1 pseudogene is annotated in these 15,223 nt (G+C 70.6%); it reads right to left on the minus strand.

Going from position 1 to position 15,223, the window contains the following annotated elements:
* Positions 1 to 19: 19 nt before the first annotated feature.
* Positions 20 to 15,016: pseudogene (locus ACWFRJ_RS13000) on the minus strand (amino acid adenylation domain-containing protein); the annotation flags it as partial.
* Between the last annotated feature and the right edge of the window lie 207 nt (positions 15,017 to 15,223).

A 15,223-nucleotide genomic window follows, 5' to 3' on the forward strand; every position in this document is an offset into this window, starting at 1 on the left:
CGCCTGTGCAGTCGTCCCCTCAGTCCCCGGCGAGTTCTTGGCTGATGATGTGGCAGATCTCGGCTGCCGGTCCCGGCAGGTACAGGTCCTCGTGGGCACTGTGGATGTCGTGCGGGCGCAGGGCGCCGAGGATGTACGGACGCCACAGGTCCGCGTACGAACCTTCCGGTTTCGGCACCGCGTTGAAGAGCAGGGCGTCACCGCGGTAGGTGGGTACGGCGAACTCGGGCATGAGAGCGGTGTAGTTGACGCCGATCGCCACCGCGTTGTCCACGAAGGACTCGTAGTCGTCCTCGCCCGCCAGGCTGGTCAGATGCTCCGCGAAGTAGTCACGGAACTCGGTCTCGGTGGGCAGCGGCCGACCGGCCAGATAGCTGCTGGGAACGCTGTCAAGCAGGGCCAGCAGGGCCACTTCGTGCCCGCGTCGCTGGAGTTCGGCGGCCATGGCGTGCGCGAGCGTGCCACCGCTCGAGAGCCCCATGAGGAAGTACGGACCCTCGGGCTGGACGGCAAGCACCTCCGCCACGTAGTCCGCGATCATCGCATCGACCGACTCGGGCAGCGCGGTCGTCCCGTCGAAGCCCTTCGCCTGGATCCCGAGGACCGGCCTGTCCTCGGGGAGCAGGTTGGCGAAGCCCAGATAAGGCCAGCTCAATCCGCCGCCGGGGTGGATCCACCACAGCGGCTCCTTGTCCCCCTCGCTCTTGAGGGTCAGCACCGGAGCGAAGGGATCCGCGCCCTCGGCCGGGCCGTCGCCCGATTCCAGGTACGCGGCGAGCTCGGCGACGGTGGGCGACCGGAAGACGACGCGAAGCGGCAGCTCGGCCCCGAGGACCGCGCGAATGCGGGTGATGAGCCGGTTGACGAGGAGGGAGTGACCGCCGCGGGCGAAGAAGCTGTCGGCGACGCCCACCTGGTCGAGGCCGAGTACCTCGGCGAACAGACCGCACAGGATGGCTTCCCGCGTGGTCCGCGGCCCCTGACCGGTGGACGTGCCCGCGTAGTCAGGAGCCGGCAGCGCACGCCGGTCCAGCTTCTTGCTCGCGGTCAGCGGCACCTCATCGATGATCATGATCGTGGACGGCACCATGTGCTGCGGCAGCCGTTCGCGCAGGGCGCCGCGCAGCTCGGCCGGGTCGGCACCGTCCGCGCCCGCCACCACGTACCCGGCAAGACGCCGGTCGCCCGGCCGGTCGTCGACCACGACGACGGCCTCCTGGACCGCGGGGAGCGCGCGCAGCGCCGATTCGATCTCACCGAGCTCGATCCGGAATCCACGGATCTTCACCTGCTCGTCCGTCCGCCCCCGGAAGACCAGGTCGCCTTCCGGCGTCCAGGCGACCACATCGCCCGTCCGGTACATCCGTTCGCCGGACTCGCCGAACGGGCAGGCCACGAAACGTCCGGCCGTCAGATCCGGCCGTGCGACATAGCCGCGCGCCACGCCAGGACCCGCGATGTACAGCTCTCCGGGCACCCCGGGCGGTACCGGCCGCAGGGCGTCGTCGAGTACGTACACCCGGGTGTTCGCGACGGGTCGGCCGATCGGGCGGGCACCGCCGTCCCCCACGAGCGGCGTGCTCATGGTGGCGCAGACGGTGATCTCCGTCGGCCCGTAGACGTTGACCATGCGCCGGCCGAAGGACCAGGTGGCGACCAGCTCCGCGGGCGCCACCTCGCCGCCGATCACGAGGCAGGACACGGTGGAGAACGAATCGGCGGGCATCGCCGCGAGCATGGTGGGCGTGAGCTGCACGTGCGTCACCCGGTGCGCTTCCGCCGTCTCGGCCAGGGGCAGGCCGGGCACGAGCCGCTCGGTGTCGGCAAGCACCACGCTCGCTCCCGAAAGGAGCGCGGTGAACACCTCGCACAGCGACACGTCGAAGCTGGGCGAGACGAGCTGGAGCATGCGGCTGTCCGCGGTCATCCGGAGCCGGTCGACGTGCGATTCCACCAGGGACGCCATTCCGCGGTGCGTGACGGCGACTCCCTTGGGGCGGCCCGTCGAGCCTGAGGTGTAGATGACATAGGCGGTGTTGTCGACCAGCGCGGCGCTGCCGACCGCGCTGGTGTCGGCCTCCGGCAGCGGCTCGTCCACCCGCAGCCGGGGCACGGGCAGCTCGGACAGGGCCGCCTCGGTCGTCGCGTCCACGAGGGACAGGCACGCCCCGGAGTCCGACATCATGAGCGCGATCCGCTCCGCGGGAACGGCGGCATCGACGGGCAGGTACACACCACCGGCCTTCAGTACGGCAAGGAGTGCGACCACCAGGTCCGGCGATCGCCGTACCGACACCGCCACCACCGACTCCGGTCCCACCGCGCGCCGGATCAGTTCGTGGGCCAGCTCGTTCGACCGGGTGTCGATCTCCGCGTAGGTCAGCGCCGTGTCCTCGAAGTACACCGCGACCGCGTCCGGTGTCGCGGTGACCTGGCGCGCGAACTGTTCGGGGACGGTTCCCTCGGGTACGGGCACCGCGGTGTCGTTGGCCTCGGTCAGGATCCGGTCCCGTTCGGCGGGCAGCAGCACGTCGACAAGGCCGAGCGGGACATCCGGGTCCGCCGCGATCTGCCGCAGGACGCGCGCGAAGCGTTCGGCGATGCCCTCGGCGGCGGCCTGGTCGAACAGGGACCGCTGGTACTGCATGGCCACCCGGAGATGGGGATCGGCCGTGGCCGCGATGCCGAGCGGGTAGTGGGTGCCGTTCTCCGCGCTGACCCGCGTGACGGAGATGCCTGCGGCCGTGTTCGCCTCCGTGATGGCCGTACGGTCGACCGGGAAGGACTCGAAGACGACGACGCTGTCGAAGAGAACGGGCAGCCCGGTCGCGCGCTGGATGTCGGCCAGCCCGTGGTGGTGATGGTCCAGGAGCGCGGCCTGACGGCTCTGCAGCGTGTTGAGCATCTGGCCGAGGGTGTCCCAGGGGGACAGCGGAACGCGTACCGGCAGGGTGTTGATGAAAAGACCGACCATCGAGTCCGCGTCCGGCAGGTCCGACGGCCTTCCCGACACGGTCGTGCCGAACACCACGTCCCGCCGCCCGGTCAGACCGGCGAGCACCATCGCCCACGCACCCTGCACGAGCGTGTTCAGCGTGACGCCCGACTCGGCTGCCCGTCGCGACAGTTCCTGGGAGACCTCCGAGGCCAGCGGGATCTCCAGGTGCCCGACGCCGCTCTGCTCGGCGTCGGCCGGGGTCTTGGGGGCGATGAGGGTCGGTTCGTCGACTCCTTCGAGCTCGGCGGCCCACACCCGCTCGGACGCGGCACGGTCCTGCTGGGACAGCCAGGTCAGGAAGTCCCGGTACCCGCGTACCCGCGGCAGTACGGAGGCATCGCCCCCGGAGCCGTAGAGGTGCAGCAGATCCTGTGTCAGCAGCGGCAGCGACCATCCGTCGAACAGCACGTGGTGGGCGGTGAGGACCAGTTCGGCCTCGGCCGGGCCGGTGAGTACCAGCGACATCCGCAGCAGCGGCGGTGCGGCCGGGTCGAAGTGGACGGCCTGGTCCTCGGCCAGGAACCGCTCGAACGCCGCTTCTCGCAGCTCCTCGTCCAGGTCCCGCAGATCGATCTCCCGCCACGGCAGCTCGACACCGTCCTGGAGGAGCTGCACGCGGTCGCCGGCCAGATCGCTGACGAACGCGGTGCGCAGGTTGGCGTACCGGTCCAGCAGGGCCTGTCCTGCCGTGCGCAGCCGGGCCGGGTCCACCTCGCCGGTCAGATGGTGCACGAGCTGTACGTGGTAGGCGTCGTAGCCGGAGTCGGCGAGCTGGGACTGGAACAGCAGACCCGACTGCAGATCCGTGAGCGGCCATACGTCCACAAGACCCGGGTACTGCCTCTCCCAGGCTTCTATCTCGCTCTGCCGCACCGATACCAGCGGCACGTCGGACGGGGTGAGCCCGCCCGCGCCCGGCGCCGCGGCGTACCGGGCGATGCCTTCGAGGCCATCGCTCCAGAGGTCCGCGAGCTCCTGGACCTCGTCGCGGGTGAGCAGCCCCGCGGGGAAGTCGAACCGGGCTTCCAGCTCGGGACCCTGCGGCCGGTCGGTGACGTACGCGTTGATGTCGACGGTCGCCATGGCGGGCATGCCCGGATCGGTCGCCGTGGCGAGACCGGCCGCGTCGGCCGCCTCCGTCCAGCCGAGGCCCTGGAGGTGTTCGGGCATGTCGGAGGAGGAGAAGCGGCCCAGGTAGTTGAAGGCGATCTGACCGGTCGAATAGGGCGCGAGCACCGCACCCGTCTCGTCGTTGAGATACCTCAACAGCCCATAGCCAAGCCCCTTGTCAGGGATGGCGAGCAGCTGCTCCTTGACCGCCTTGACCACCACACCCGCAGCAGACCCACCCGCGAACGCCTCATCCACATCCGCCTCCCCGACATCAAGACGCACCGGAAAAGCACTCGTGAACCAACCCACCGTCCGAGACAGATCCGCCCCCGCAACCACCCCCTCCTCCCGGCCATGCCCCTCCAACCGGAACAACACCGACGACTCCTCCACACCCCGCACCCGCCGCCACCGCGCCACCGCCAACGCAAGCCCCGCCAACAGACCATCATTGACCCCACCACGGAACACCGCAGGCACCTCACCCAACAACACCCGCGTCACCGCCACCGGCAGTCTCAGGGACACGCTTTCGACCGTGGAGCGGACGTCGAGCCAGGGATCAAGGGCACGCGTCCCCAGCAGCGGGTCCGGGCCCTCCAGAACGGCCTGCCACACCGGCAGTTCGGCGACGCGGTCGGCGCCCGCCGCCTCGTCGCGCAGGGCGTGCGCCCAGCGCCTGACCGACGTCACCGGCGCGGTCAGCTCGGGCGCCTCACCCTCACGTATCCGACCCCACGCCTCAGCCAGATCCGGCAGCAGAATCCGCCACGACACCCCGTCCACCACCAAGTGATGCAACACGATCAACAACCGCCCCGCACCCACGCACCACACGAACTGCGCCATCACCCCCGCCACCGGATCCAACCGACCCGCCGCCGCATCCAACTCCCCCTGCACATCAACACCCGACCCCACACGGCGGATCAGCCGCGCGGCGTCGACCGACCCCGGGGCGGCGACCCGCAGCCCGTCGTCCGCAAGCCGGGAGCGCAGCGCGTCGTGGCGGTCGATGACGGCGCCGAGCGTCGCCGCGAGTCCGGCCTCGTCGATGCCGTCCGGCAGCTCCACGACGGTCGACATCGCGAACCGGTCGATGTCCCCGCCCAGTTCGATGAGGTACTGCGCGATGGGCAGCAGCGGCATCCAGCCCTCGCCCGCTCCTTCGAGCTCCGCCAGAACCGTGCCCATACCGTTCTGGGCGCTCGCCGCCGCTGCCAGTTCGGCCACCGTGCGCAGTTCGAAGATCTGCCGGGGGCTGATCTCGACGCCCTGGGCCCGCGCCCGCGCCACCACCTGGATGGAGCGGATGCTGTCGCCGCCCACCAGGAAGTAGTCGTCGTCGACCCCGACCCGGTCAAGGCCAAGGACCTCGGCGTAGACCCCGGCGAGGACGGACTCCACCACGGTTCGCGGCGCCCGGTAGTCGCCGCCTGTGAACACCGGCTGGGGCAGGGCATCGAAGTCCGTCAGCCCGTCCGGCGTCAGGGGCAGCCTGGCCAGTACGACGAAGACCGAGGGGACCATCGCGTCCGGCACGCGGCCCGTCAGGAACTCCCGCAGCTGCACCGCGGAGACGCCGGATGTGAAGTCCATGCTCTCGCCGGTGCCCCCGGCACCGTCCGGGACGACGTAGGCGACAAGGCGTCGGCCGGTGCCTCCGCCGTCGTGCGTCACGGCGACCGCTTCGGCCACCGCGGGATGCCCGGTCAGGGCGGCCTCGACCTCGGTCAGGTCGATGCGGGTGCCCTGGACGGTCGCCTGCCGTCCGGCACCCGTCCGTACCGGTTCGGCCTCGCCGACCGGGGCGTCGGGCTCCGAGACGAGCTGCCGCAGGGTCCGTACGAAGCGGGAGGTGATCTCTTCGGCAGTGGCCCTGTCAAAGAGGTCGGTGGCGTACTCGAGGCCGCCCAGCACACCGGTCCCGGGGACGTCGGCCATCGTGAGGAACAGGTCGAACTTGGCGGTCCGAGTGGCGACCGTGTTCAGCGCCACCCGCAGGCCACTCAGCTCGAAGTCCTCGCGCACGATGTTCTGCCAGCCGAACATGACTTGGAACAGCGGGTGGTACGCGGTGGAGCGGTCCGGGTTGAGCAGCTCCACCAGCCGTTCGAAGGGGACGTCCTGATGGTCGTACGCCGTCAGTGCCTTGTGCCTCACCTGGTCGAGGACCTCGGTGAACGAGGGGTTGTCCGACGTCCGGACGCGCAGCACCCAGGTGTTGACGAAGAACCCGACCAGATCCGCGAGGGAGTCCTCGGTGCGGTTAGCGATGGGGGAACCGATGGCGATGTCGTCCCCGCCGCCGAGCTGCCGCAGCAGGACCGCGAACGCCGACTGCAGCACCATGGAGACGGTCGCTCCACGAGCCGTCGCCAACTCCGCGACGGCCGAGGCCAGTTCGGCGTCGAGTGCGAAGTCCACCATGTCACCGCCGTGGCTCGACCTCGCGGGCCTCGGACGGTCGGTCGGCAGCCGCAGCGGCTGCGGCACGTCGGCGAGCTCGTCCCGCCAGTAGGCGGACTGGACGGCCACCACGCTCGAAGGATCGGCCTCGTCGCCGAGCAGTTCGCGCTGCCACAGCGTGTAGTCCGCGTACTGCACCGGCAGCTCGGGCCATCGAGGTGCCTCGTTCTCGCTGCGCGCCGCGTAGGCGGTGCCCAGATCGCGCATCAGCGGCGGGATCGACTCGCCGTCACCGGCGATGTGGTGGATCACGAGGACCAGGACGTGGTCGTGCGCGCCGCGACGCAGCACGCTCGCCCGTACGGGGAGTTCGGCGGAGATGTCGAACGTGTGGGCCACCGCTTCGGCCACCGCACCGTCCACACCGGCCGGATCGCTGTCGACGACGGACACCGAGAGCGGCATCTCGTCGGCCGGCACGACGCGCTGGAACGGCACACCGTTCTCGTCCTCGTCGATGAGCGTGCGCAGCGTCTCGTGGCGGGCCACCACGTCGCGCAGGGCGCTCCGGAGAGTCGGCACGTCGAGATCGCCGGTCAGCCGGAGCACGAGAGGCAGGTTGTACGTGGCCGACGGCCCTTCGAAGCGGTCGACGAACCACAGGCGGCGCTGCGCGTACGACAGCGGTGTCCGCGGCGGCAGCTGTGCGCGGCGCCGCAGCTCGGGCCTGGCCGATGTTCCGCCCGACAGGTGCTCGACCATCTTCGCGACGGAGGGCGAGTCGAAGACGGCCCGTACCGAAACCTCCTCCCCGACGGTCGTACGGATGCGGCTGACGAGCCTGGTGGCCAGCAGCGAGTGCCCGCCAAGCCTGAAGAAGTCGTCGTCGATGCCGACGCGCTCCACTCCGAGGACCTCGGCGAACAAGGTGCACAGGAGCTCCTCGCGAGGATTCCGCGGTCCCCTGCCCTCGTCCGCCGCGCCGAACTCCGGTGCGGGCAGCGCCGATCGGTCCAGCTTGCCGCTGGACGTCATCGGCAGTGAGTCGAGGAGCACGAAGGCCGAGGGGACCATGTGGCCGGGCAGCCCCTCCTCGGCGTGCGCGCGCAGGGCGGCCGTGAGCCCGTCGGTGGCGTCGGTGGCGGGGACCGCGTAGGCCGCAAGGAGCCGTCCGCCCGCCGCCGATTCGCGCACGACCACCACGACCTGCTCGACGTCCGGGTGGCCGCCCAGCACGCTCTCGATCTCGCCGAGTTCGATGCGGAAACCGCGGATCTTCACCTGGTCGTCGGAGCGGCCCAGGTATTCGATGCTGCCGTCGGCGCGCCAGCGTGCCACGTCACCGGAGCGGTACATCCGGCTGCCGGGTGCGTCGTACGGGTTGGCGACGAAGCGTTCGGCCGTCAGACCGGCCTGCCCGTGGTAGCCGCGGGCCAGGTGAGGTCCCGCGATGTGGAGGTCGCCCGCGCTCCCGACGGGCACCGGGCGCAGCGCGTCGTCGAGGAGATACACCTGGGTATTGGGGAGCGGGCTGCCGATGGGCGGCACGGCCGAACCGCTGAGCGGTGCGCTCAGCGTCGCCACGATGGTGCTCTCGGTCGGCCCGTACGCGTTGATCATGCGGCGGCCCTCGGACCACCGCGCCACCAGGTCCCCGCCGGTGGCCTCGGCGCCCACCACGAGGGTGCGCAGCTCGTCGAGCCCTTCGGGGTCGAGGGTGGCCACCAGGGAAGGCACAAGGAGCGTATGGCTGATGCGCCGTTCGCTCAGGAAGCGCTGAAGTGCTTCGCCTACGACGGGGCCGTGCGGCGGCATGACGAGCGTCGCGCCGTTGGGGAGCGCCATCAGCACCTCCATGACGGCGCCGTCGAAGCTGGAGGAGGCGAACTGCAGGACGCGACTGTCGGGGGTGACGCGGAGACGGTCGGCCATCGCGGCGGCCAGGTTGGCGACGCCGGCATGGGTCACGAGAACGCCCTTGGGTCGGCCGGTCGAGCCCGAGGTGTAGATGACGTAGGCGAGGTCGTCGGTGCCGGGACCGCCGGTGACCGGGGTGGCCGGCTGCCGCGCGATCCGGTCACGGTCCTCGGTGAGGTCGACGACGACGGCGTCGGTGGGGCCGAGGCCGCCGCGCGTCCGCCGCTCGCTCACCACGAGGCGGGCGCCCGAGTCGCTCAGCATGTACGCGAGCCGGTCGGCGGGATACCCCGGGTCGAGGGGAACGTAGGCCGCGCCCGCCTTCATGATGCCGAGCAGCCCGACGACGAGGTCGGCTCCGCGTTCGACGCACAGGCCGACCACGGAGTCCCGGCCCACGCCCAGTGCGCGCAGATGGTGAGCGAGCCGGTTGGCGTGCTCCTCCAGCTCCCGGTAGCCGAGCCTGACCTGTTCGTCCTCGACGGCGAGGGCGTCGGGGCGTTCGGCTGCCTGCGCCCGGACGAGTTCGGGGAAGGTGGCGGGCGGGACGTGGCGCGTGGTGGCGTTCCACTCCACGAGGACCTGGTGCAGTTCCGCCGTGTCGAGCACGTCGAGCTGCCCGGCCACGAGTGCGGGGTCCGAGGCCAGTTGTCGCAGCACGCGCTCGAAGCGGCCTGCGAGGGCGGAGACCGTTTCGTGGTCGAAGACATGGTGGTGGTACTGCAGCGCCAGCCGCAGATGGGGGTCGGCGTCGGCCGTCACTACCAGCGGGTAGTGGCTTCCGGTGAACGGGGTGATGCCGGTGATCGCGACCCCGGCCTCGCCGTGCGCCGCGCTGATCCCGGCCCGGTCGACCGGGTAGGACTCGAAGACGACGACGGTGTCGAAGAGCGTGGACAGCCCGGCGGCCTGCTGGATGTCGGCCAGTCCGTGGTGGTGGTGGTCGAGCAGCGCGGCTTGCCGCTCCTGCAGTCCGGTCAGCAGGCCCGCGAGAGAGTCCCCGGGTGCGCAACTGACTCGTACGGGAAGGGTGTTGATGAAGAGGCCCACCATCGTGTCCACGCCGGTGACCTCGGGCGGGCGGCCCGAGACGGTCGTGCCGAACACCACGTCACGCCGGCCGGTGAGACGGCTGAGGAGCAGCCCCCAGCTGCCCTGCACCAGCGTGTTGAGGGTGATGCCCAGTTCCGCGGCGCGCCTGGTCAGGGTCCGCGCCAGTTCGGCGGGTACCGGGACGGCGACCTGTCCCACTTCGGTGTGGAGTTCCGAACCGGCGCCGGGGGCAAGAAGGGTGGGTTCGTCGATGCCGTCGAGTTCGTCGGCCCAGGCGTCGGCGGCCGCCGTACGGTCCTGCCGTGACAGCCAGGTCAGGAAGTCCCGGTACCCGCGCACCCTCGGCAGTACGGAGGCATCGCCCCCGGAGCCGTACAGCCGCAGCAGGTCCTGCATCAGGAGCGGAACGGACCAGCCGTCGATCAGCACGTGGTGGGCAGTGAGGACGAGTTCCGACCGTTCCGGTCCGGTCGTCACCAGCGTCATGCGCAGCAGCGGGGGTTCGGCGGGATCGAAGTGGCGCGCTTGGTCCTCCGCCAGGAACCTGCTCATCGCCTGTGCGCGCTCGTCATCTCCGGCACCGCTCATGTCGAGGAGCTGCCACGGCAGCTCCACTCCGTCGAGCACCAGCTGGACCTGGTCTCCGGCGGCGTCCGCCGTGAACGCGGTGCGCAGGTTGGCGTAGCGGTCGAGCAGCGCCTGCCCGGCGGCCCGCATCCGGTCCGGGTCCACCCTTCCGGACAGGTGGTGGACCATCTGCATGTGGTACGCGTCGAACGTGGTGTCGGCCAGGAGCGCGTGGAAGAGCAGCCCCGACTGCAGAGCGGTCAGCGGCCATACGTCCACAAGACCCGGATACCGCTTCTCCCAGGCCTCGATGTCGCTCTGCCGCACCGGCACCAGCGGCACGTCGGACGGGGTGAGCCCGCCCGCGCCCGGCGCCGCGGCATGCCGGGCGATGCCCTCGAGGGCGGTGCACCACAGATCGGCAAGTTCTTGTACGTCCTCGCGGGACAGCACCCCGGTGGGGAAGGCGAACCGGGCGCTGAGCTGCGGCCCCTGCCCGTCGTCCGTCACCAGCGCGTTCACGTCGAGCAGGGACAGCGCCGGCATGTCGGCGTCCATCTCCGGGATCAGCTCGCCCGTGCCCGGGGAGCGGGTCCAGCCGAGGCCCTGGAGGTGTTCGGGCATGTCGGAGGAGGAGAAGCGGCCCAGGTAGTTGAAGGCGATCTGACCGGTGGAATAGGGCGCGAGCACCGCACCCGTCTCGTCGTTGAGATACCTCAGCAGACCGTAGCCAAGCCCCTTGTCAGGGATGGCGAGCAGTTGCTCCTTGACCGCCTTGACCACCACACCCGCAGCAGACCCACCCGCGAACGCCTCATCCACATCCGCCTCCCCGACATCAAGACGCACCGGAAAAGCACTCGTGAACCAACCCACCGTCCGAGACAGATCCGCCCCCGCAACCACCCCCTCCTCCCGGCCATGCCCCTCCAGCCGGAACAACACCGACGACTCCTCCACACCCCGCACCCGCCGCCACCGCGCCACCGCCAACGCAAGCCCCGCCAACAGACCGTCATTGACCCCACCACGAAACGCCCCTGGCACCTCACCCAACAACGCCCCCGTCACCGCCACCGGCAGCCGTACCCACAGGCTCTCCAGCGTGGACTGGACATCGACGGCGGGGTCCAGGGCACGCGCCCCGAGCAGCGGGTCAGGGCCCTCGACGACCGAGCGCCACAGGGCGAGCTCCGCCACTCGCTCCGGACCGGCGGCGTCGTCCGCCAGGGCGTGCGCCCAGCGCCTCGCCGATGTCACCGGCGGAGTCAGCTCGGGCGCCTCACCCTCACGTATCCGATCCCACGCCTCAGCAAGATCCGGCAGCAGAATCCGCCACGACACCCCGTCCACCACCAAGTGATGCAACACGATCAACAACCGCCCCGCACCCACGAACCACACGAACTGCGCCATCACCCCCGCCACCGGATCCAACCGACCCGCCGCCGCATCCAACTCCCCCTGCACATCCACACCCGACCCCACACGGCGCAGGAGTGCCCGTATGTCCGTGGAGCCCGGGGGGTCCACCTCCATGGCGCCGTCCGCAAGCCGGGAGCGCAGCATGTCGTGACGGTCGAGGACGGCGGCCAGCGTGTCCACGATCCCGTCCTCGTCGATGCCGTCCGGCAGATCCACCACGGCGGACATCGCGAACCTGCCGGTGCCGCCCCCCAGTTCGTTCAGGTAGCGGGCGATCGGCATCAGCGGCATGCGTCCGACGCCACCGCCTTCGAGCTCCTGCAGCGTGGTGGCGTCGGCGGTGCGCTCGCCGACCACCACGGCCAGCTCGGCCACGGTCCGGCACTGGAAGATCTCCCGCGGGGAGACCTCCACGCCCCGCGCACGGGCCCGCGACACCACCTGGATGGAACGGATGCTGTCCCCGCCGACGGCGAAGAAGTCGTCGTCGACCCCGATCCGCTCCAGACCGAGCACCTCGGCATAGACCGCGGCGAGTATCTCCTCCCGCTCGGAGCTCGGTGCCCGGTAGGTCTCGCCCGTGAACTCCGGCACCGGCAGCGCGGCCTTGTCCAGCTTGCCGTTCGGGGCGAGCGGCAGCTGGTCCAGCATCACGAAGGCGGACGGGACCATGAACTCCGGCAACCGCTCGGAGACGAAGGCCCGCAGCTCCGCCACCGACACCCCGGCGGTCAGGTCGACCTGGAGATGCCCGAGGCTCTCGACGGTGCCGCCGCTCGCGCCCGTGGAGACCACGTAGCCCACCAGTTGCCTGCCGCCGGGACGGTCGTAGGTGGTCACCACCGCCTGCGCCACACCGGAGTGGGCGGTCAGCGCGGCCTCGACCTCGCCCGCCTCGATCCGGAAGCCCCTGACCTTCATCTGCGCGTCGTCACGGCCCGCGAACTCCAGTTGCCCATCAGCGTTCCAGCGCGCGAGGTCCCCGGTGCGGTACATGCGCTCCCCGGGCGGCCCGAAGGGGTCGGCCACGAAGCGCTCCGACGTCAGTCCGGCCCTGCCGTGGTAGCCCCGGCCCACCGCGCCCGCGACGTACAGCTCCCCCACTACGCCCGGAGGTACCAAGGTCAGTCCCGGCCCCAGGACATAGGTCCGCATGTTGCCCAGCGGCACGCCGATCGGCGCGCTTCCGGAGCTGTCGGGTCCGGAGCTGTCGGGTCCGGAGCTGTCGGGTCCGGAGCTGTCGGGTCCGGAGCTGTCGGGTCCGGTCTCCTGAGGGGCGACGTAGGTGGTGGCGTAGAAGCTCTCGCTCTGCCCGTAGGCGTTGATGACCCGTACGCCGGGGAAGGCGTCCCGCACCCGTCGGACGAGGGACGCGGGCAGTGCCTCACCGGCGAACACCACGCTGTCGACCGTGGTCTTGCCCGCGATGTGCTCGATGAGCTCGCTGAAGACCGAGGGAACCGTGCTGATCACACTGCCCGCCCAGCCGCCCTCCTCGCCCAGTGTCAATACGTCGCGGACGACCTCGACGGTGCCGCCGTTGGCCAGGGTGGTGACGATCTCGAACACCGACACGTCGAAGTTGACGGACGTCCCGGCGAGCATTCGCGATCCGGGCACCAGACCCACGGACGACGCAAGGCGGGTCACACCGTTGACCACACCGTGGTGGGTGATCGCGACCCCCTTGGGCGTCCCCGTGGAACCCGAGGTGTACATCACGTACGCCACGTTGTCCGGCCGGGGCGGCACGCCGGGGTGCTCTGCCGGGCCGCTCGTCAGATCGATGTCGTCGAGGTGCACGCGGGGAGTTCCGGAGTCCGGCAGCACGCCCGCGGTGCTCGCCTCGGTCAGGATCAGCTGCGGCCTGGCCTCGGAGAGGATGAGGCCGAGTCGTGCGCTGGGGTAGCGGGGGTCGATGGGCAGATACGCGGCACCGCACTTGAGGATGCCGAGCAGCCCGGTCACCAGGTCCGCCGAGCGGGGCAGCGCCAGGCCGACGAGCGTCTCCGGTCCTGCGCCGCTGCGGGCGAGTACGTGGGCGATCCTGTCGGCACGCGCGTCGAGCTCCGCGTACGTCAGTTCCTGCGAACCGGACACGACCGCTATCGCGTCCGGCGACAGGGCGGCCCGGTGTGCGAAGAGTTCGGGAACGGTCATGTCGGGCGTGTGGGCCGCCGTGTCGTTGCGCCCCGCGAGCAGCTCGTACTCGGCCGGTGCCAGGACGTCCACCGCGCCGAGCCGCGCGTCCGGCTCGGCCACCAGCTGCCTCAGCACCCGTACGAAGCGCTCGCCCGTCCGCACCACGGTCGCCCGGTCGAAGAGATCGGTCGCGTACTCCAGGGTGCAGCGCAGGCCCTGCTCGACGACCGCGAAGTTGAACTCCAGGTCGAACTTCGCCGTCTGCGTGGGAACGGCCTCGAGTCGCGCGCTCAGGCCCGGCAGATCCAGATCGAGGTGGGCGCTGCCCTGCCAGCTGAACATCACCTGGAAGAAGGGGTGGTAGGCCGTGGAGCGCTCGGGGTTCAGTGCCTCGACGAGCCGCTCGAACGGCACCGCCTGGTTGTCGTAGGCGTTCAGCGCCTTGTCCTGCACCTGTTCGAGCACCTGGCCGAGAGACGGGTTGCCCGACAGGTCGGTCCGCAGCACCCAGGTGTTGACGAAGAAGCCGACCAGGTCCGTCAGCGCCTCGTCGGTGCGCCCGGCGATGGTGGATCCGATCGTGATGTCCTGACCCGCGCCCAGGTGGTGCAGCAGTACGGCCAGAGCCGACTGCATCGCCATCGACAGCGTCAGTCCCCGTGCGCGGGCCAGTTCCCCGACCGCCGCGGTGAGTTCGGCGTCGATCGTGAACTCGACCGCGTCGCCGCGGTGGCTGGCCTCCGACGGCCGCGGATGGTCCGTCGGCAGCCTCAGCTGCTGCGGCGCCCCCGCGAGCTCGTCGCGCCAGTAGCCGAGCTGGGTGGAGAGCACGCTTCCCGGATCGTCGCTCTCCCCGAGCACCTCCCGCTGCCACAGCGTGTAGTCGCCGTACTGCACGGGCAGTTCGGGCCACTGCGGCTCCTGGGACCGCAGCCGGGCCGCGTAGGCGGTGGCCAGGTCCCGGCCGAGCGGCGCCATCGACTCGCCGTCGGCGGCGGCATGGTGCACGACGAGCACCAGTGCGTGCTCCTCGGGCCCGCTGCGCAGCACCTGTGCCCGCACCGGGATCTCGGTGGAGAGGTCGAACCGGTGGGAGGCCGCCCGGGCCACCAGGACATCGATGCCGGCAGATCCCACCTCGACGACCGGCACGGCCGCCAACAGGCCCTCGACCGGCTGGACCAGCTGCACGGGCATGCCGAAGGCGTCCTCGACGAACAGCGTGCGCAGGCTCTCGTGCCGGGCGACGACATCGCGCAGCGCGGCAGAGAGCGCGCTCACGTCCAGCGCCCCGCCCAGACGCAGCACGAACGGGATGTTGTACGTCGCTGAAGGCCCCTCGAACCGGTCGATGAACCACAACCGCCGCTGCGCAAAGGACAGAGGGATCATTTCGCGTCTACTCCTCGATCGATCATCCTGCGCGGACATGGACGGCGGCCGGATCACGCTCGGGCCTCAGCGCCAATCGCGCATGACAGTTCGGCGGTCGTGGGTTATGGAAGCTCGGCTCTGGAAGATCGGCTATGGAAGCTCGAAGGAATGCAATCCGGATTCCCGTTTCACATCGCACTGCGCCGCATTCTTGATTTCACGGGC

This window comes from Streptomyces sp. NPDC055239 (assembly GCF_053606205.1).